This window comes from Pseudomonas sp. FG13 (assembly GCF_057809755.1).
This window is the reverse complement of sequence record NZ_JBMDKO010000049.1, coordinates 13717-32792: the sequence shown is the minus strand read 5'-3', so window position 1 is coordinate 32792 and position 19076 is coordinate 13717. Positions and strand designations below refer to the sequence as shown.

The window sequence follows — 19076 nt, the reverse complement described above, 5'->3', positions numbered from 1 at the left end:
TTTAGGGCAAGAGGATCTGTCTGTGGGAGCAAAGCTTGCTCGCGATACAGACGCCTCGGTTTCTGGAAGATCGCGTCAGCTTCATCGCGGGCAAGCCTTGCTCCCACAGGTTGCCTCACCATTGCGCTCGCCATAGAACCTCTCAAGACGTGCTGATCCGCCAGATCCCGAACGGCTGGTATCCCGGGTCGATGCGCATGAACTGGTACTTGCCATACCAGGTCCAGCGGTGCCCGTTCATCAAGTCCTCGCCCTGGGTCTGGGCGTCGTCCGGCAAGCCCATTTCCCACAATGGCAACTCGAAATTGGCTTCCTGGGGGTTGTGCGGATCGAGGCTGACCGCCACCAGGACAAAGTTGCTGCCGTCAGGCGTGCGCTTGCCGAAAAACAGAATGTTGTCGTTCCAGGCGTTGTAGATTTTCAGGCCCAAGTGCGTTTGCAGCGCCGGGTTCTGGCGGCGGATGCGGTTGAGCTGGGCGATTTCGGCAATGATGTTGCCCGGTGCGGTGAAGTCCCTTGGCCGGATTTCGTATTTCTCCGAATCGAGGTATTCCTCCTTGCCCGGCACCGGCGCCGACTCGCAGAGTTCGAAGCCCGAATACATCCCCCACAGGCCCGAGCCCATGGTCGCCAGTGCCGCACGGATCAGAAAACCCGCGCGCCCCGACTCATGGAGAAAGGCCGGGTTGATGTCGGGGGTATTGACGAAGAAATTCGGTCGATAACACTCGCGCCACGGCGACTGGTTGAGCTCGCTGAAATAGGTCGCCAACTCGGCCTTGGTATTGCGCCAGGTGAAATAGGTGTAGCTCTGGGAATAACCGACCTTGCCCAGCCGGGCCATCATCGCCGGTGTGGTAAAGGCTTCGGCGAGGAAGATCACCTCGGGATGTCGGGCCCGCACATCGGCGATCAACCACTGCCAGAACGGCAAGGGTTTGGTGTGGGGATTGTCGACGCGGAACATCTTCACGCCTTCGTTGACCCACCCCACCACAATGTCCCGCAGCTCTGTCCAGAGACTGGGAATCGCCTCCGCCGCGTAGAAGTCGACGTTGACGATGTCCTGGTATTTCTTCGGCGGGTTTTCCGCGTATTTGATCGTGCCGTCCGGCCGCCAACTGAACCAGCCCGGATGCTGCTTGAGCCAGGGGTGGTCCTGGGAACACTGGATGGCGAAATCGAGGGCGATTTCCAGGCCATGGGCCTGCGCCGCCGCCACCAGGCGCCGGAAGTCTTCCCGGGTGCCCAGTTGTGGATGGATCGCCTCATGGCCACCTTCCTCGCTGCCGATGGCATACGGGCTGCCCGGGTCGTCGGGACCGGCGGTGAGGGAATTGTTCGGCCCTTTGCGAAAACTGCGCCCGATGGGATGAATCGGTGGGAAGTAGAGGACGTCAAAGCCCATGTCCTGGATCATCGCCAGACGCGAATGCACATCGTTGAACGTGCCATGGCGGCGAGGATCGTCGGTGATCGAGCGGGGAAACAGTTCATACCAACTGGCGAACTCTGCCCGTTCGCGCTCCACATCCAGTGGATATTCGGGACTGATGCTCAGGTAAGGCCGGTGATCGGCCAGGGACATCAGGTCGGCACTGTGCGGTGCAAGGAACAAAGCAACTTGCTCGGCCGGCAACAACCCCGAAAGCTCGTGGTGCAACGCGGCCAATTGTTCGCTCAACTCGCCATCGCTGCGCTCGGAGGCTTGTAGCACATGGTTGCGCCCTTCCTGCAATTCCAGGCTGATGGGGACGCCGGCGCCGTATTTCTTCTCCAGTTCGTAGCAGAAGCTGGCGTACTGGTCGAACCAGGCCTCGATGCAAAATACATAGCGGCCCTGGGCTGGCACATTGAACTGGCCCCGCCAGCCGTTATTGCCCAGGTCGGTCATGACCTCGCTGTTCCACACCTCATCGTCCAGTGCACGCCAGCGGATTCGCACGGCCAGCTTGTCATGGCCATCGGTGAAGACCTTGCTGGTCACCGTGACGTCCTGCCCCGCTACGGCCTTGGCGGCGAACTGCCCGCCGTCGATCACCGGCATGGTGTTTTCAATCGCAATACGTGGCAACAACAAGGCGTGAGACAGCGGTAAGTTGGGGTTGTACGCCAAGTCGGTCGGGTGTTCGGCAGTCATCGAGCATCGCTCCTTTTACGCCCCATGGACGTTATGGCGGTGAAGGCCCACTGGTCTTTGAAAATTGGTCCCTGAAAGAACTCACTTAAACTCCGAACCGGACCGGCAGGGAAAAGTTCAGCGGGATTTGCCTGGCGGTGACCGGGATAAAACCCGGCCCAGGGTGGTCAACAGCAGTAAGCACAACTCAAGCCATGTGTGTCACGGAGACCCGTCCTGATGAATATTCCCATCCCGGCCGAAACCCCCGATCCCAATATCGACGACCCCACCCTGCCGCCTCCCGGTCCCGACCCGGAGCCTGTTCCCGAGAAAGACCCTCCACTCGCTCCACAGCAGCCGGTGGGCGATCCACCGAACGAGGCGCCGCCGGAACGGGTGTGAAGAACAAGCTTAGTGGAGAACCTGTGGGAGCGAGCCTGCTCGCGATGACGGAATGCCATGCGCCCCATCTGTGACTGACATACCGCTTCGCGAGCAGGCTCGCTCCCACAGGTGTTGTATTGAGGCTTAACACCGGATCACGGCTTGTCATCCTTGTCCAACGCCCGGACGATCACCGGCATCACACTGAAGACCGCCAGCGCCAGCAGCGTGCTCAGCACCGCCGTCGCTTCCCGACCCAACCCGGCAGCGACACCGATGGCCGCCGTCATCCACAGGCCGGCGGCGGTGGTCAGGCCCTTTACGTGACTTTCATCCCCCTGGTTGTTCTTCAGGATCGTGCCCGCCCCCAGGAAACCGATGCCGGCGATCACGCCCTGCACCACCCGGCTCATGGCGTCGGCCTGGGAACCGGACATCTGCGGCACCAGCACGAACAGCGCCGCGCCCAGCGCCACGAGCATGTGCGTGCGCACGCCGGCCGCCTTGCCCTTGTGCTCACGCTCGAACCCCAGGATGCCGCCGAGCAGCGCGGCCATCAGCAGGCGCACCGTGACCCGCGTCATCTGCTGCGCATCGCCGATGTCGGCGAACTCCGATTGCAAGGTCATCCAGACCTGATGCCACCACGCTTGCATACGTCCCTCCTCTTGCAGTCGATAACCGATGGACCGCAACGGACGCCAGAGGTGCGCCCGACCGCTGATCCGGCGCAACGAACCCTGGCAAGCGGGAGGCGCCTAACGCTCAGGACATCAGGAAGGAGCAACATCATGACCCTGCATATTGACGGACAGACCTGCCACTTCGAAGCACCCAACGGCCCGAAACAGTGCGCCGCCAGCGAGCTGAAGATAATCACTGACGCGGATAAGGCCATGTCGGCCGTGGACTTCGATGGTGAGCGTGTCTACATCACCGAAGCCGAAGCCGACGCCTTGACCGTGGCCGGTGCGACCGATGACCGCAAGCACCTCAAGGCGACCGATAGCGGCTCGGCGATCTGACCCCGCTTGGTCGTCGAGTGGGTACTTTGTGGCGAGGGGATTTATCCCCGCTGGGTTGCGAAGTAACCCAATTGAATCGCATCGGTATGTCAGATAGATCGGGGGCAATTTTCTGGGGTTGCTTCGCAACCCAGCGGGGATAAATCCCCTCGCCACAGATGCCCCCCTCACCATGGAGAAATACGGGGTGCTTCAACCTGTCGCAGGCCGCGGCCTCCAGGCCATCTGATCCGGTTTTTATCGAGCCACCTGAGTCTGTTATGCAAACAGTTCGATAGTCATAGTGCGCGGGCCAGATAAGGCTGATGAGCGACCGACCATGAGCGATAGAATCCCCGTCCAATTGATACAGACCTTCGAACCTGTGCCCACGAAGATCAAGGCCAGGACCACCGATAACCTGATCCACACCCGCAGCTTCAGCGGCTTGTTCCGCACCTTGCGCATGAGTGGCGCGGGCCTGCTGTTCCTGCTGTTCTTCGGCACGGTGTGGTTGAACTGGGGCGGACGCCAGGCGGTGCTCTGGGATCTGGCCGAAAGCAAATTCCACATTTTCGGCGCCACCTTCTGGCCCCAGGATTTCATCCTGCTGTCGGCGCTGCTGATCATCGCCGCCTTCGGCCTGTTTGCGATCACCGTGTTCGCCGGCCGGGTGTGGTGCGGCTACACCTGCCCGCAAAGCTCCTGGACCTGGATCTTCATGTGGTGCGAGAAGATCACCGAGGGCGATCGCAACCAGCGGATCAAGCTGCACGCCGCGCCCTGGAGCCTGGGCAAGCTACTGCGCCGCTCGGCCAAGCACACGTTGTGGCTGGCCATCAGCCTGCTCACCGGCCTGACTTTCGTCGGTTACTTCACACCGATCCGCCCACTGGCCGAAGAGCTGCTGACTTTGCAGATGGCCGGCGTGAGCCTGTTCTGGGTACTGTTCTTCACCGGGGCCACCTACCTCAATGCCGGCTGGCTGCGTGAGGCGGTGTGCATGCACATGTGCCCCTATGCGCGGTTCCAGAGCGTGATGTTCGACAAGGACACCCTGACTATTTCCTACGACGCCGCCCGTGGCGAGATCCGCGGCCCACGCAAGCGCGATGCGAACCCGGCCAATCTCGGCCTGGGGGATTGCATCGACTGCCAGATGTGCGTGCAGGTCTGCCCGACCGGCATCGATATCCGCGACGGCCTGCAAATGGAATGCATCGGTTGCGCGGCCTGCATCGACGCCTGCGATTCGATCATGGACAAGATGGGTTATGCCCGTGGACTGGTCAAATACACCTCCGAACGTCAGTTGCAGGGTGGCAAGACCCACCTGCTGCGACCGCGGCTGATTGGTTATACCGCGGTGCTGCTGGTGATGATCGGCGCCCTGGTGGTGGCGTTGGTGGAGCGGCCCATGGTATCCCTGGACGTCAGCAAGGACCGCGGCCTGTTCCGCGAGAACAGCCAGGGCCTGATCGAGAACATCTACAGCCTGAAGATCATCAACAAGACCCAGCAACGCCAGGACTATCAGTTGTCCCTGGTGGACGGCGACGACTTCGTCCTCCAGGGCAAGACCCGGCTGAGTCTGGCGCCGGGGGAAATCGTCGATGTGCCGGTGTCGGTGGCGATGCTCAGCGAACGCCCCCGCAGCGGCTCACAGGAAATTGCCTTCAAAGTGGCCGACAGCGACGAACCTGCCATCCATAGCGTGGCCAAAAGCCGTTTTGTCGCGCCGATGAATCGCTGACGTCTTAAGATGCAGAGCTGTTTTTTTGTGGGAGCGAGCCTGCTCGCGATGAGGCCCGCACAGTCAACCTTGATGTGCCTGACACTCCGCTATCGCGAGCAGGCTCGCTCCCACAGTTGATGCGCAACCTGAACCGTGGATGACTGGACCCGTAAATGAAACGCTACGAGAAATTCGCCGACGACATCGCGGAGCTGATCCGCTCCGGCATGCTGGGGCCGGGACAGCGCGTGCCGTCGGTGCGCTATGCCAGCCAGACCTACGGCGTCAGCCCGTCCACGGTGTTCCAGGCGTATTACCTGTTGGAACGCCGCGGTCTGATCCGGGCCCGGCCGCGGTCCGGCTACTTCGTCAACAACCATGCGCCAAGGCCATTTTCCGAGCCGGTCATCAGTAGCCAGGTGCACGAATCCACCGAGGTCGACGTCAGCGAACTGGTGTTCTCGGTGCTGAATTCAATGAAGGATCCGGGCACCGTGCCCTTCGGGTCGGCATTCCCTAGCCCGACGCTGTTCCCGCTGCAACGGCTGTCCCGCTCACTGTCCAGCGCCACGCGGGACATGGACCCGCGGGTGGTGGTCACTGATATGTCGCCGGGTAACCCGCAGTTGCGCCGACAGATCGCCCTGCGCTACATGGTCGGCGGTCTGATGCTGCCCATGGAGGAACTGCTGGTCACCAACGGCGCCCTGGAAGCCTTGAACCTGTGCCTGCAAGCCGTGACCGAGCCCGGCGACCTGGTGGCCATCGAAGCACCGGCCTTCTATGCCAGCCTGCAGGTGCTGGAACGGCTAAAGCTCAAGGCCGTGGAAATTCCCGTGCATCCGCGCGACGGCATCGACCTGGATGTACTGGAACAAACCCTGGAACGCCATCCGATCAAGGCATGCTGGTGCATGACCAGTTTCCAGAACCCCATGGGTGCGACCATGCCAGAGGAGCGGAAGCAGGCGCTGGTGGCGTTATTGCGCCGCCACCAGGTGCCACTGATCGAGGATGATGTGTACGCCGAACTCTATTACGGCCAGCAGGCTCCGAAGCCGGCCAAGGCGTTCGACACCGAAGGGTTGGTGATGCATTGCGGATCGTTTGCCAAGAGCCTGGCACCGGGTTACCGCATCGGCTGGGTTGCCGCCGGTCGCTATGCGCAGAAAATCGAGCGCCTGAAACTCATGACGTCACTGTGCGCCTCGATGCCGGCCCAGGCCGCCATTGCCGACTACCTGCAGCACGGCGGCTACGACCGTCACCTGCGCAAATTGCGCTACGCCCTTGAAGAACAGCAAAGCGCCATGCTCGCCGCCATCGCCCGCTACTTCCCGGCCCAGACCCGCGTCAGCCACCCGGCCGGGGGGTATTTCCTGTGGCTGGAGCTGCCAGAAAAGATGGACTCGCTGAAACTGTTCCAGATGGCCCTGATCCAGGGCATCAGCATCGCCCCGGGGCCAATCTTTTCACCGACCCGGCGGTTCAGGAACTGTATTCGCTTGAACTACGGCAGCCCTTGGACCGACGCATCGGAAAAGGCCATGGAGACGTTGGGGCGGATTATCCGGTCGTTCTGAGGTCGGGCTGTCGGCACCGGCCCCATCGCGAGCAGGCTCGCTCCCACATCGATCTGCTGTGAACCTGAGTACAAGATCGCTGAAGATCCATTGTGGGAGCGAGCCTGCTCGCGATGGGGTCAGTACTGACGAAACTCAGCGCCCCCCACCCAAATCCACAAACGTCCCGGTCGCGTACGAAGCCTTGTCCGACAACAGCCAGATAATCGCTTCGGCCACTTCGTCCGGGCGGCCGCCCCGGGCCATGGGGATTGCCGATTCCAGCTTGCTGACCCGCTCCGGGTCACCGCTGAGGGCATGGAAATCGGTGTAGATGTAGCCCGGGCGAACCGCATTGACGCGGATACCCTCGCCAGCCACTTCCTTGGACAGGCCGATGGTGAAGGTGTCCAGCGCGCCCTTGGAGGCAGCATAGTCGACGTATTCGTTCGGCGACCCCAGGCGGGCGGCCACCGATGACACGTTGACGATACTGCCACCCTGCCCGCCATGCCGGGGCGACATGCGCAGCACGGCGTGCTTGGCGCAGAGAATCGGCCCCAGCACGTTGGTCTTCAGGATCTTGAGGATGCGGAACTCGGACATCTCATCGAGCCGGGACTTGTGAGCGACCGTACCGGCGTTGTTCACCAGCGCCGTGACGCGCCCCAGCTCTGCATCCACCCGGTCGAACAGGCCGACCACCTCATCCTCGATGCTCACGTCGGCACGCACGGCAATGGCCTGTGCGCCTTTGGCGCGGATCTGCGCCAGCACGTCCTGCGCGGCGTTTTCATCGGACTGGTAGTTGATGCAGATCCGATACCCCAGCTCGGCAGCCAATAACGCCGTGGCCGCGCCGATACCACGGCCACCACCAGTGATCACGATGACTTTATCCACGCTGCTTCCCCTGTTTCACGGTAGACGCCAGGGGCCAAGAATAGCGTTCACGTCACGCTTTTGCACAACCCTCGGCCAGGACCCGCAGGTCCAGGCGCCCGTCCAGCAACGGCGGGCACCAGTAGTAGCCGCCGGTAATCGGCCGACTCATGCGGTACAAGCCATCGGTGATGCCATCTTCAAGACCGCTCATGCGCCGCAGTTGCGCCTCGAAAGCGTCGAGGGAGAAACCGAACGCGAGGAACATCAGGCCGGCCCGATCCCCCTCGATCCACGGCATGGAGCGGCGCACGACGAAGGCTTCTGGCGCGAAGCTTTCCTGGGCGGTGCGTTTGACGTGGGCCGATTCCGGCGCATCGTCGAGCTCTTCGTTGTCGCTCAGCCGCCGGCCCATGATGTTGTCGCGCTCGTGGGGTTGCAGGGCCGCAAAGCCGTCCAGATCGTGCTGCCACTGCTGGATCGCCGCGAAACTGCCGCCTCGCAGACCGTCGGCGCCCTGTGCCAGGGCCGCGGCGATGGCGGCTTCGTCGTGCGGGTTCTCGGTGCCGTCTTCGTAACCCGTCAGATCGTGGCCGGTCATGTGGCGGAAGGTTTCGTTCATTTGCACCAGGCGCAACGCCGGTGCCAGCGCCGCCTCGATGGCGCGGCTGCGGTGCAGCAATTCACCGCGGTCTTCGCCGTGCAGCCAGCACCACAATGCGTGCTGGGTCGAAGGATTATCCACGCCCACGCCCGCCAGGGCAGGAAACGCCCGCAAGCCTTCGATCTGCGCGCCCAACGCCTGGACCAGCGACTCGCCAAGACCGATCACCTCACGACCGTCCAGTTGCAGCACCAACCTGTCGATCGCAGCCGGCAGCGCCTCGACCGATTCCAGGGCGAAAAACAAGTGACGAGCCTGAGGCGGAACAGGGGTGGCGAGAATGCCGGGCTGGTAGTAACTCATGTGAACTCCTTTAGAAAGAGCACAAGTCTACCCGGCGGCCATGGATTTGTGGTGGTTTGCCAATGGGTAACCCACCTGTGCGACCCAGGCTTTTTGTAGGATCCCTCTTTAGCCCCCGTCGGATCGCTCGGAACCTGCCCTGAAGCGCAAGGCCTTGGGTTGCCTGGTGGCCGAAAACTTCCTAGAGTGCGCTCCAAAGCGTGCACCCCAACAGTGCACTGAGCCGCCAAGGCTGCCGGCCGCAGAGCGGCTGAACTCTCGCCATTTCATGGAGAACGGTCCACATGCGAATAACCCGATCGATACTCGCAGGCACCTTTTTGCTGGGGTATGGAATGATGCCGGGCTTTGCCCAGGATCGCCTCGAAGACACCGTCAATGCGGTTATCGAACCCTTGATGAAACGACAGGACATCGCCGGCATGGCCGTGGCGATCACGCTGGACGGCCAGCCTCGTTATTTCAATTACGGAGTGGCCTCCAGGGAGACAAAACAGCCTGTCACCGACCAGACGCTCTTTGAAATAGGCTCGATCAGCAAGACCTTCACCGCGACCCTCGGTGCCTATGCCCAGGCCCAGGGCAAGCTGTCGCTGTCGGATCCGGCCGGTCGCTATGCCCCCGAGTTGCACGGCGGCGCCCTGGAGCGCATCAGCCTGCTCAATCTCGCCACCTATACCGCCGGTGGATTGCCGTTGCAGTTTCCCGACACCGCGGACCACCCCGACCGGATGTTTGGCTACTACAAGACCTGGAAACCGCTTTACCCGGCCGGTACCCAACGGCTCTATTCGAACCCGAGCATCGGCCTGTTCGGCTATCTGGCCGCCCGCAGCCTGGACCGCCCCTTCAATGAGGCGATGGAACAGACGCTGATGCCGGGCCTGGGTCTCAAGCACAGTTACCTGCGGGTGCCGGCGTCAGAGTCGAGTCGGTATGCCCAAGGTTACGCGAAGGACGGCAAGCCAGTCCGGGTTGGTCCCGGGGCATTGGACTCCGAGGCCTACGGCGTGAAAACCAGCGCCTCGGACCTGATCCGTTTCGTCCAGGTCAACCTGCGCCCGAAAAAGCTGGCCCCCGACCTGCAACAAGCCATCGCCACCACCCATACCGGGTTCTATCAGGTCGGTGGCATGACCCAAGGGCTGGGCTGGGAGTTCTACCCTTATCCGGTGACGGTCAGCGAACTGCTGGCTGGCAATTCGGCGGACGTTGCCATGAAGCCGAACAAGGTCGAACCTCTCGATCCGCCCCAGCCTGCCCCGGACAACGCCTGGATCAACAAGACCGGATCCACCGGTGGCTTCGGCGCCTATGCGGCTTTCGTGCCTGGCAAGAACATCGGAATCGTGATGTTGGCGAACAAGAACTACCCCAACGAGGAACGGGTGAAGGCCGCGCACCGGATCCTGACGGCGTTGGAAGAGCGATAAGGCGGAGGTAGTTGCAGGGACACATTGTGGGAGCAAAGCTTGCTCGCGATAACAGGCACCGCGATTCCGCTGAAGAACGTATCGCCCTCATCGCGGGCAAGCCTTGCTCCCACAACTGCCGCCAGGGAAGTCATCCCCTTGAAAATCAATCATCCAACGGCTTCGGCGCAGCCGCAGGCTTGGCTGCTTTGCCGGGTTTCGCGCCCTTCGCATCCTTGGCCGGTGCAACTTCAGGCGCGGGAGGTGGCGCGGGCGGCGTTGCTTCTTTTTCTGCCGCGGGCAGCTTGTCGACGGTGTCGAAGAGTTCCTTCAGTTCGATTGCCCCGGAATGCTCAAGCTTCTTTTCCCCATCCTTGCCCACCAGAATGATCTTGGTCTGGGCACCGGCTCCCAACTTGAGTGAACGGATCAGCGCCATGGTGCTCTGAGGGTCCAGATCCTTGCCGTCGCGCTGCCCGATGGTATTGAGCACGGTGTAGAGCACCATGTTGCGCTCGGAAAAACCCTGCTTGCCCGCCGGCTCATCCAGGGCTTTTTTCAAGCTGACCCACGCAGGATCCACGGTGCTAGGCGCAATGACGACCAGGGAGCGGTATCTACCCGCCTCCGCCACGAGGGGCGAGTCACCATCAGCGGCGAACAGGGGGCCGGCGATGGCCAGCAAGGTTGCCAAGGTCAACGACCGAATGAGCATGCGCCTCTCCTTTTGATATTCACGCTGTACTGATTGCACAGGGCGGCAATTGTTCCGCGAGAGAGTCGCCCAATGCTGCGCCAGCCTGCCATGAAGCTTAGGTCAGCGGGGTCATTGCGCAACCGTGGTGCGGGAGGGAGTCAGTCGACGCAGAGGCAGACACGGACTACTGTGGGAGCGAGCCTGCTCGCGATGACGGTGTGTCAGTCGACATCAATGCTGATTGACCCACCGCTATCGCGAGCAGGCTCGCTCCCACAGGGTCTTGTGGAATTCCTGAGAGCTGTGTGCGGCCACAGCAATCAGAACGCCAATTTGAACCCGATCATCGCCAGCATCACCGCCAGGCACGGGCGCAGCAGTTCGTCGGAGATGCGTCCCGACAAGTGACTGCCCAGGTAGATACCCGGCAACGAGCCAACCAGCAAATAGCCGAGGATGTGCCAGTCCATGTTGCCCATGCTCGCATGGCCCAGGCCGGCAACGAGGGTCAGCGGTACGGCGTGGGCGATTTCGGTGCCAACCAGGCGCTTGGTGACCAGGAACGGGTAGAGAATGAACAAGGCAACGGTGCCCAGGGCGCCAGCGCCAATGGAGGTCAACGCGACCATTGTGCCCAGCACCAGGCCGGTAACGACCGTCAGCACATTGAGTCGCGTGCCGGAGGGATTGTAATGACCGCCAGCGCGATCATGGGCGAATTGCAGCAGGCGCTTCTTGAACAGGATTGCCAGGGCGGTGGCAAACAGCACAAAGCCCAGGGCCTGCTTGATGACGGCGTTCATGGCATCCGGCGAACTGTGCAGGCTGCTGAGAAACCACAGCGTCAGCCCGACCGCCGGCACACTGCCCAGGGTCAGCCAACCGGTGATTGCCCAATCGATATTGCGATTTCTGGCATGCACCAGCACGCCACCGGATTTGGTAATGGCCGCGTACAGCAGGTCCGTACCCACGGCAGTCGCAGGGTTGATACCAAACCACAACAGAATGGGAGTCATCAGCGAACCGCCGCCGACGCCGGTCATTCCGACGATGAAGCCGACCACCAGGCCCGCTACGACTAAACCGACATTACCGAAATCCATCAAACCCGTCTCAGCATAACCGCGTGGAAAATCTCGCCGCGAGCATAGCGATTTTTCTTATAACCGCCCTATAACGTTGTGATCTATCTTTATGCCTTTTCTTCCAAGACCTACTGAACTGGCAAGAAGTTGAGAAACAGCAGGCTCTGAGCGTAGTTCAGCCCGATCCGTCGGTAACGCTCATCCAGCATCTGCGTCAGCAGGTCCAGCCGTGCGACGATTTTCCCGAACTCCACAGCGAAACTCAGGTTGCTGCCCTCCTCCGAGATCTCGTTGGAAAACAGCAGCAGGTTGCCGTCCTTATCCTGTCGCTGGCTGAGTATCCAGGTGGCTTTTTCGATGTTGCGCGCCGCGTTACTGACAAAACGCGGGTCGATGGTGTCGGTCATGTAGAACTCGAGCCGGTTGCCATGGGCCGTCACTAGCATGCTGCCGATGGCATAGATGAAGGCACCGACCCGATCGCCAAGAAACTCCGGGCTCATGGCGTAGCTCAGGGCCGCCAGGTCCTTCTTGCCGCCCAAGGTCGGCAGGGGTTGCTGCTGTTCGATGGCCATGCGCACCTGCTTTTCCGCGATGCGGGCGTCGAGGAAGCCGGATTTGCGCAATTCCTGGGGATTGCGCAGGTAAAGCTTGCTCATCAAGAGGTAGAGGCTTTGCAGATTGTCGTGCATCGATAACGTGGCCATGCGATCGACACTGGTCTGCAAGAACTCCTGGGGGCGGGCATTGCTGAACTGAGTGACCATGTCCTGGCCCTGTTGGTGGCTGCAACCACTATTGAGCAGCATCAACACCCCTGCCAGCAGCGCTGGACAGCAACGTCGTAACACTTTCAGACAGTAGGAAACACCAGTCATTGAATCTCGATCAGGACATGGGGAAGCGGTGGGGAGTCGCCGCTTGCTGGCCATGGATAGAGCGGCAAAAAGCCCAAAAGTGCAGTGCTGCGTGTGGAACCTGACGTCTGGGCAAGACTCGCCTCGCTTAATTAGTATTACTTTTTAATTGATAAATTTCGATTTATGGCTATAAATCCCTTCTCAACCCTTAAATAGATAGACTACTGAACAGAAAAACCTTCACCGCTGTCCGACCAAGTAACCGACTCGACCCGCGTTCAAAACAACAACAAAACCACAGGAAGGAAGGTCTACCATGCTTGAATCCAGACATCTGCTCACGGCCCTCGGAGTGTCTCTGATGATCGCCACCTCTGCCTCCCAGGCCGCCGGCCTGACCAATGAACGCGCTGCGTTCGGCAAGACCGACGACGGCACCGCGGTGGAAAAATATGTGCTGCGCAACAGTCACGGCATGGAGGCCACGGTCATCACTTACGGCGGGATTCTCCAGTCCTTGATCGTGCCGGACAAACACGGTAAGGCCGCCGACGTGGTGCTCGGTTTCGATGATGTCCAGGGCTACCAGAAGAACGGCAACGTGTACTTCGGCGCGACCATCGGCCGCTTCGGTAATCGCCTGGCCGACGGTGCATTCGAACTGGACGGCAAGCGCTACCAGGTTCCCCAGAATGACCACGGCAACTCCTTGCACGGCGGACCGCAAGGGTTCGACAAACGCGTCTGGAAAGCCGAGCCCCATAACGGCAAGGACTCGGTGGGCGTGACCCTGACCTACCTGTCGGCGGACGGTGAGATGGGCTTCCCGGGTGCATTGAAGACCGATGTCACCTACAGCCTCACCGAACAGAACGAGTTGCGCATCGACTACAAGGCCACCACCGACAAACCCACGGTGCTGAACCTGACCAACCACAGCTATTTCAACCTCGCAGGTGCCGGTAACGGCGATATCCTGAAACAGGTCGCCACCCTGTACGCCACTCACTACACCCCTGTGACCGCCAAGCTCATTCCCACCGGCGAACTGGCGCCCGTGGCCGGCACCCCCATGGATTTCACCAAACCCACCGCCTTCGGTACCCACATCAAGGCCGACCATCCACAACTCAAATTCGCCGAACCTAAGCAAGGTGGCTTCGATTTCAACTGGGTCCTGGACACCCAGGGTGACGTGAAGAAACCGGCCGCCGATGTCTACGATCCGCAGTCGGGGCGCCGCTTGCAGCTCTACACCACCGAACCCGGAGTGCAGCTCTACACCAGCAACTTCCTCGATGGCACCATCAAGGGCAAGCATGGCAAGGTCTATCCGCACTGGGGCGCGTTCACCCTGGAGACCCAGCATTTCCCCGACTCGCCAAACCAGCCGACATTCCCCTCCACCCGGCTTGATCCAGGCCAGACCTACACCCAGACCATGGTGTTGAAGTTCTCCGCGAAATAACCCTCTGATCGCTCCCACAGGGAACGGCGCAGGCCTCCCGTCGATCGAGCTGAACACTTGGTCTATCCTGCTGCCACACGTCTGATGTTCAAGTACATAGGAGACAGGCATGAAGACTCTGGAGTTGGCCGGCGTGTCCGTACCCGTGATCGGTCAGGGCACCTGGCACATGGGTGAGGAACCGTCCGCCCACAAGAAAGAAGTAGCCGCCCTGCGTCTGGGCATCGAACTGGGCATGACCCTGATCGACACGGCGGAAATGTACGCCGAAGGCGGTGCCGAGGCCGTCGTGGGCGAAGCGATCACCGGCCTGCGGGACCAGGTGTTCCTGGTCAGCAAGGTCTACCCCCACAACGCCAGCCGCAAAGGCATCCCACTGGCATGCGAACGCAGCCTGCGGCGACTCGACACCGACTACATCGACCTGTACCTGCTGCACTGGCGCGGCCAATACCCGCTGGAAGAAACTGTCGAAGCCTTCGAACGACTGCGCGAAGAAGGCAAGATCGGCCGCTGGGGTGTATCGAACTTTGATGTGGAAGACCTGGAAGAACTGGCTTCGCCGGCCTGTGCCACCAACCAGGTGCTGTACAACCTGCAGGAGCGAGGCATCGAATTCGACCTGCTGCCCTGGTGCCAGCAACACGCCATGCCGCTCATGGCCTATTGTCCGGTCGGCCAGGGTGGGCGTCTGCTCAAGGACCACACCCTGGGGCAGATCGCCGAGCGCCACGGCGCGACGCCGGCGCAGATCGCACTGGCCTGGCTGTTGCGCCAGGACAAGGTCATCGCCATCCCCAAGGCCGTACAACCGGAACATGTGCGTTTGAACGCCGAAGCGGCGAACCTGCAATTGGCGCCCCAGGACCTGGCCGCCCTGGACCTGATCTTTCCGCAGCCCCAAGGCAAGCAGCGATTGGCAATGGTGTGACGACCACCCCGCCAGGCCGAAGCATCATGCCTGGCGGTAGGAAAGGATGAATCCGGTGACACCCAGTACCGGACCCGGTATCAGTAACCACAGCGCGTCGATACCGATGCGCTCGAACAGCCAGCTGGTGACGGCAATCGAGACAACGGTGATGGCAAAGCCGATGCTGTTCTGGATGGCCAGGGCGCTGCCGACCGCATCGCGCGGGCAGGCCTGGGCCGCAAGCGCGGAGAACTGCGGCGAGTCGGCCACCACCGATGCGCCCCAGCCCCCCAGCAACGCCAACAAGGCCCACACTGGCAAATAGCCCGCGCAAAGGACAAACAACAGTCCGCAGGTCCCCGACAGGCTCAACGCTCCCAGCGCCACCTTGGCGCTGCCTGTGCGTTGGGACAACAGGCCACCCAGGATCGACCCCACCGCCCCCACCGCCATGATGCAGAACGACAGGCCCGCCACACCCAAGGCAGGGAAGGAAGACGCCAACCCGGTACGGCTCACGATCAACGGCACCAGCGTCCAGAACGCGTAGAGCTCCCACATGTGACCGAAGTAGCCCAGGGTCGCCGCCCGAAAGCGACTGATCCTGAAGGCACCGAGGATCGCTCCTGCTCGCTGGGTCTTGACGGCGCCAGGGACGGAGCCGTTACGGGCGTGAGGCCCCTCGCCCAATACGCCGATCAGGACCGCACCAGCGAGCGCCAGCACCGAGGAAGCGGTGATGATGGCCTGCCACGGCCAATCCGCACCCACCATCCGCAAGGCGTGGGGCAGCGCGGTGCCCAGGGTCAACATCGCCACCAGTTGAGCCAGGGCCAGGCCGGTGCGCTCCGGCGCCCACCCCACGATCAGCTTCATGCCCATGGGATAGATACCGGCCAACGTGATTCCCACACCGAAACGCAATATGCCACCGCTCAGCAACCCTTCCGCCAACCAGGCAAAACCGAGGTTGAACAGCGCGCCGGCGATGGCGCTGCACACGAACAAGGTGCTCGCGCGAAAACGGTCGGCAACACCGCTGAGCGACAGGCTCAACGTGCCGAGAATGAAGCCCAGTTGCACAGCGTTGGTCAACCAGCCGATGTCGGTGGAGGTGGCGCTCCAGGCGCGCATCAGTTCTTCAGCGGTACTGTTGGCACTGAACCACAGCGAGGTGCCAAACAGCTGGGCCACGGCAATCGTCGCCACGGGCCCCATCGAACGGATGAGCAGACCACGCAAACCTGAAGACGTGATGGCTACGGAGAGATTCATGTTCAGGTCACCAGGTCGCACAATGGATGAATGAAAGGTTCACACTGTATCCCTTGTGGGAGCGAGCCTGCTCGCGATGGCGGCTTCGCATTCAACATCTCTTCACGCTGACCCACCGCTTTCGCGAGCAGGCTCGCTCCCACAGGGATTGCACCGTTCAGGCTGCGGCAAGCCCGGCCAGCCAGCGGCTGTCCCGTGGCGATGGCCGGCGATGCAAGCGCCGGTTTAGCAGAACCCTGGCCTTCTTCACCTCGCCGGCTCGTATCAGCGCCACCAGCAACGTGTCCTGGACGATTTCCCGTTGGGCGCCACTGCCACCGATGCGCACGACATCCCGGCCCACTGGCTCGAGTAGCTTCGCACAATCAGCATAGCGTCCCTGGGCGAACGCCTGCACGGCGTGACAAAGGGTCGGGGCCACCGGCCCTGCCCGCAGGTGGCCGTGCCGGACCTGCTCACTCAGCACGTTGGCACGCTGTTCGAGGGCATGCTCGTCGCCCGTGACGGCCGCAAGAATAGCCATGTGGAAATCGGCGAAGGGAAAGCCGGGCTGCTGGAAGTGGTTGGACGCATAGCGGGCTGCCTCGTCCCACAGGCCAGCCGGCACTTCGTGTCCGTAGGCCTGCAGACGCCACAGGAACGAAGCGCTGTCGCTGACCACATTGATCGGTACCCCGGCGGACACCGAGGGCGCCACCTGTTCGGTATAGAGGCCGAGTGCGGTTTCGGTATCGCCGCGCTCCAATGCTACCAGTGCGCCGTGCCAGGCGATATGACCGTGCAGGATGCCGCTGCGGTCGTAGCCGGGCAACCAGTCCCGGATGATCCCGGCCGCTTCGTCGTTGGCGCCGGACTCATGGAGCACATGCGCCACAGCATGCACCGCGTTGACGTTATTACGCCGCAGTTCCAGCGCCCGCTGGGTCAGTTCACGGCCGAGGGCGACCTCACCGTTCTCGCCATGGGCCCAGCCGCGATAGGTGAGAAACCACCAGTCGTTTTCCGGAAAGTGACGGGCATGCCGTTCGCACAGCTCCACCCGGGCCTGGTCATGGTCAGCCATGCCGGAGAATGCGAACAGCCCGAACGCACCCAGCGGCAGGGACAGGATCACGGTATCCAGGGGCCAGCGGTCCGCGTGCTGCAAGGCACCGGCCAGGGCTTTGGTCGGCTGGCCATCGATGGCGAACCGGAGCACCTGCACATGGCTTCGCTCGCGCTCGGTGCCATTGGCCTGCGCCAGCTCCATCGCCCTGGCGATCCTGGCCTTGGCTTCGCGAGTTTCAGCGCGCACCGCGTGCAAGCGGGCACGGGCGGCATGGGCCAGGGCGAAATCCGGATCGACTGAGATGGCCGCCTCAAGGGTTTCAGCTGCGCCGGGCCATAGGGAAAGCAGCAGGTCCACACCACTGCGATAATGTTCGGCGGCGACGTCAGACGTGGTCGAAAGGGGCAGGCTGTAACGGTCGAGGCAGGCCATTGGCTGCAAGGCTCCTGAGTGTTCCGGTTCAAACGAATGAGGAACATTAGACGTCAAACACGGCCGGCCGGCTTTCGATGAGCCGCCACGTGATGTAGAACAGAAGCCAGTCATGCCGCCAACATGAATAAAAACCCAGGCCCCATGAAAATGCCTCGGGATGCTTGAACGGAGAGCTGGCTCGACCGCTATTTGGCGGCGGTCTCGAACAACCAATCGCGAAAAGCCTTCAACCTGGGCAGGCTCGAACACCCTGGTCGATAGACCACGTAATAGGCCAGGGGCGACTCGAACCTTATCTGCGGGAACAGCCTGACCAGTCGCCCCGCCGCCAGGTCATCGCGAGCCATGACACTGCGAGCCAGGGCCACTCCCTGCCCGTCAATAGCCGCCTGCAAGACTGCCGCCGAGTTATTGATCTTCATCCCACGTGAGGTCGCCACACCGGAAAGGCCCAATTTCTCGACCCACGCCGCCCACGTTGGGAAATCCATATGGCTGTCCATGGACAGGTCATGAATGAGGGTTTCCCGGGCAAGGTCGTCCGGCGCCTGCAGGCGCGCAGCACCCTCCAGCAGTTTGGGCGAACAGACGGGATAGACCTCCTCATCCATCAACTTTTCCGCGACCAGGCCAGGCCAGCTTCCCGGCCCGTACCGCACACCGATGTCGATCCGTTGGGCGAGGAAATCCACGGTCCGCAGATTCGTGTCCAGGCGCACATCCATGTCGGGCCAGGCGGCATGAAAACTTTCGATGCGCGGCAACAGCCATTTGGCGGCGAACGCGGGGCTGACCGTGACCGTGAGCACACCGCCATTCGATTCTTCCTTGAGCCTTTCCAGGCCTAGCGTGAGCCTGTCGAAACCGGCCCGAATATCAGGTAACGCATGTTCGGCTGCCTCCGTCGCCACGAGCCTGACCCGCCCGCTGGACGCCCGGTGAAAGAGCGGCGTGCCCAGCCAATCCTCCAGGGAGCGCACCAACTGACCGACAGCGGCAGGGGTGACGTTGAGTTCGGCGGCAGCAGCCGAAAAGCTCTGATGACGGGCACTGGCCTCGAAGGCACGCAAGGCATTGAGGTGGACGGGCATCTTCATGTCGATAAACTTTTTCTTTCTCGGAAGGACACTTTATGTGGTTTGTCGCCTGGAAGGGAAGCCTCGAATAATGGGCTCCAAGGCAGAACAGCGCCGCGTGGCGATCACTGCCAACCATGAAGTCCAG

17 protein-coding genes are annotated in these 19076 nt (G+C 61.7%); 7 read left to right on the top strand and 10 right to left on the bottom strand.

The features are described from left to right. Positions 1 to 142 precede the first annotated feature (142 nt). Positions 143 to 2140 (bottom strand): alpha-1,4-glucan--maltose-1-phosphate maltosyltransferase, encoded by a 1998-nt coding sequence (locus tag ACODTO_RS25370; RefSeq protein ID WP_175361305.1) that lies wholly within the window; start codon positions 2138 to 2140, stop codon positions 143 to 145. Positions 2141 to 2359: 219 nt separating this feature from the next. Between ACODTO_RS25370 and ACODTO_RS25365 the strand changes: the two genes are divergently transcribed. Beyond that, entirely contained in the window at positions 2360 to 2524 is a 165-nt protein-coding gene (locus tag ACODTO_RS25365) for a hypothetical protein (RefSeq protein ID WP_175361304.1), read from the top strand. Between the two features lie 137 nt (positions 2525 to 2661). On the opposite strand, the gene ACODTO_RS25360 is transcribed toward ACODTO_RS25365, so the two are convergent. Continuing rightward, entirely contained in the window at positions 2662 to 3162 is a 501-nt protein-coding gene (locus ACODTO_RS25360) for an MgtC/SapB family protein (protein ID WP_175361303.1), read from the bottom strand. 135 nt (positions 3163 to 3297) lie between these two features. Here ACODTO_RS25360 and ACODTO_RS25355 point away from each other — a divergent pair, with 135 nt between their 5' ends. The 3 genes from ACODTO_RS25355 to mapR all read left to right on the top strand — a co-directional run bounded on the left by ACODTO_RS25355 (position 3298) and on the right by mapR (position 6828). Then, positions 3298 to 3531: a DUF3203 family protein gene (locus tag ACODTO_RS25355; protein WP_175361302.1), complete on the top strand. Its 234-nt coding sequence runs from the start codon at positions 3298 to 3300 to the stop codon at positions 3529 to 3531. Positions 3532 to 3850: 319 nt separating this feature from the next. Further along, on the top strand, positions 3851 to 5263 hold the full coding sequence (gene ccoG, locus ACODTO_RS25350) for a cytochrome c oxidase accessory protein CcoG (protein ID WP_175361301.1): 1413 nt from the start codon (positions 3851 to 3853) through the stop codon (positions 5261 to 5263). Positions 5264 to 5418: 155 nt separating this feature from the next. Continuing rightward, positions 5419 to 6828 carry a GntR family transcriptional regulator MpaR gene (gene mapR / locus ACODTO_RS25345; protein ID WP_464711129.1) on the top strand — a complete coding sequence of 470 codons (1410 nt, stop codon included), beginning with the start codon at positions 5419 to 5421 and terminating at the stop codon, positions 6826 to 6828. Positions 6829 to 6963: 135 nt separating this feature from the next. Here mapR and ACODTO_RS25340 read toward each other — a convergent pair whose 3' ends face one another. Then, a complete protein-coding gene (locus tag ACODTO_RS25340) occupies positions 6964 to 7710 on the bottom strand; it encodes an SDR family oxidoreductase (protein ID WP_139641864.1) in 747 nt (248 codons plus the stop codon). Positions 7711 to 7762: 52 nt separating this feature from the next. Continuing rightward, positions 7763 to 8656, bottom strand: coding sequence for a Dyp-type peroxidase (locus ACODTO_RS25335; protein WP_139641862.1), 894 nt, complete (start codon positions 8654 to 8656; stop codon positions 7763 to 7765). Between the two features lie 284 nt (positions 8657 to 8940). On the opposite strand from ACODTO_RS25335, the gene ampC reads away from it, so the two are divergent. Next, the gene (gene ampC, locus ACODTO_RS25330) at positions 8941 to 10089 is read left to right on the top strand and encodes a class C beta-lactamase (RefSeq protein ID WP_489107244.1); all 1149 of its coding nucleotides are present in this window, start codon (positions 8941 to 8943) and stop codon (positions 10087 to 10089) included. 145 nt (positions 10090 to 10234) lie between these two features. Here the strand turns inward: ampC and ACODTO_RS25325 are convergent, their stop codons facing one another. The 3 genes from ACODTO_RS25325 to ACODTO_RS25315 form a co-directional block, all read right to left on the bottom strand. Further along, positions 10235 to 10783 carry a DUF4174 domain-containing protein gene (locus ACODTO_RS25325; RefSeq protein ID WP_139641858.1) on the bottom strand — a complete coding sequence of 183 codons (549 nt, stop codon included), beginning with the start codon at positions 10781 to 10783 and terminating at the stop codon, positions 10235 to 10237. Between the two features lie 302 nt (positions 10784 to 11085). Then, the gene (locus tag ACODTO_RS25320; RefSeq protein ID WP_139641857.1) at positions 11086 to 11871 is read right to left on the bottom strand and encodes a sulfite exporter TauE/SafE family protein; all 786 of its coding nucleotides are present in this window, start codon (positions 11869 to 11871) and stop codon (positions 11086 to 11088) included. A gap of 110 nt (positions 11872 to 11981) precedes the next feature. Then, positions 11982 to 12662 (bottom strand): hypothetical protein, encoded by a 681-nt coding sequence (locus tag ACODTO_RS25315; RefSeq protein ID WP_241801798.1) that lies wholly within the window; start codon positions 12660 to 12662, stop codon positions 11982 to 11984. Between the two features lie 367 nt (positions 12663 to 13029). On the opposite strand from ACODTO_RS25315, the gene ACODTO_RS25310 reads away from it, so the two are divergent. After that, entirely contained in the window at positions 13030 to 14181 is a 1152-nt protein-coding gene (locus ACODTO_RS25310) for an aldose epimerase family protein (protein WP_489107243.1), read from the top strand. A gap of 109 nt (positions 14182 to 14290) precedes the next feature. Further along, the gene (locus ACODTO_RS25305) at positions 14291 to 15112 is read left to right on the top strand and encodes an aldo/keto reductase (RefSeq protein ID WP_175385327.1); all 822 of its coding nucleotides are present in this window, start codon (positions 14291 to 14293) and stop codon (positions 15110 to 15112) included. 24 nt (positions 15113 to 15136) lie between these two features. On the opposite strand, the gene ACODTO_RS25300 is transcribed toward ACODTO_RS25305, so the two are convergent. The 3 genes from ACODTO_RS25300 to gcvA form a co-directional block, all read right to left on the bottom strand. Beyond that, entirely contained in the window at positions 15137 to 16369 is a 1233-nt protein-coding gene (locus ACODTO_RS25300) for an MFS transporter (protein WP_489107242.1), read from the bottom strand. 157 nt (positions 16370 to 16526) lie between these two features. Then, positions 16527 to 17849 carry a tetratricopeptide repeat protein gene (locus ACODTO_RS25295; protein ID WP_489107241.1) on the bottom strand — a complete coding sequence of 441 codons (1323 nt, stop codon included), beginning with the start codon at positions 17847 to 17849 and terminating at the stop codon, positions 16527 to 16529. A gap of 188 nt (positions 17850 to 18037) precedes the next feature. Then, complete coding sequence (gcvA, locus tag ACODTO_RS25290) at positions 18038 to 18949, bottom strand: transcriptional regulator GcvA (RefSeq protein WP_139641843.1); 912 nt, start codon at positions 18947 to 18949, stop codon at positions 18038 to 18040. Between the last annotated feature and the right edge of the window lie 127 nt (positions 18950 to 19076).

Coding starts and splice junctions, on each gene's coding strand:
- ACODTO_RS25370 (WP_175361305.1), bottom strand. CDS start 2,140: ATGACTGCCGAACACCCGACCGACTTGGCGTACAACCCCAACTTACCG.
- ACODTO_RS25365 (WP_175361304.1), top strand. CDS start 2,360: ATGAATATTCCCATCCCGGCCGAAACCCCCGATCCCAATATCGACGAC.
- ACODTO_RS25360 (WP_175361303.1), bottom strand. CDS start 3,162: ATGCAAGCGTGGTGGCATCAGGTCTGGATGACCTTGCAATCGGAGTTC.
- ACODTO_RS25355 (WP_175361302.1), top strand. CDS start 3,298: ATGACCCTGCATATTGACGGACAGACCTGCCACTTCGAAGCACCCAAC.
- ccoG (WP_175361301.1), top strand. CDS start 3,851: ATGAGCGATAGAATCCCCGTCCAATTGATACAGACCTTCGAACCTGTG.
- mapR (WP_464711129.1), top strand. CDS start 5,419: ATGAAACGCTACGAGAAATTCGCCGACGACATCGCGGAGCTGATCCGC.
- ACODTO_RS25335 (WP_139641862.1), bottom strand. CDS start 8,656: ATGAGTTACTACCAGCCCGGCATTCTCGCCACCCCTGTTCCGCCTCAG.
- ampC (WP_489107244.1), top strand. CDS start 8,941: ATGCGAATAACCCGATCGATACTCGCAGGCACCTTTTTGCTGGGGTAT.
- ACODTO_RS25325 (WP_139641858.1), bottom strand. CDS start 10,783: ATGCTCATTCGGTCGTTGACCTTGGCAACCTTGCTGGCCATCGCCGGC.
- ACODTO_RS25320 (WP_139641857.1), bottom strand. CDS start 11,871: ATGGATTTCGGTAATGTCGGTTTAGTCGTAGCGGGCCTGGTGGTCGGC.
- ACODTO_RS25315 (WP_241801798.1), bottom strand. CDS start 12,662: ATGCTGCTCAATAGTGGTTGCAGCCACCAACAGGGCCAGGACATGGTC.
- ACODTO_RS25310 (WP_489107243.1), top strand. CDS start 13,030: ATGCTTGAATCCAGACATCTGCTCACGGCCCTCGGAGTGTCTCTGATG.
- ACODTO_RS25305 (WP_175385327.1), top strand. CDS start 14,291: ATGAAGACTCTGGAGTTGGCCGGCGTGTCCGTACCCGTGATCGGTCAG.
- ACODTO_RS25300 (WP_489107242.1), bottom strand. CDS start 16,369: ATGAATCTCTCCGTAGCCATCACGTCTTCAGGTTTGCGTGGTCTGCTC.
- ACODTO_RS25295 (WP_489107241.1), bottom strand. CDS start 17,849: ATGGCCTGCCTCGACCGTTACAGCCTGCCCCTTTCGACCACGTCTGAC.
- gcvA (WP_139641843.1), bottom strand. CDS start 18,949: ATGAAGATGCCCGTCCACCTCAATGCCTTGCGTGCCTTCGAGGCCAGT.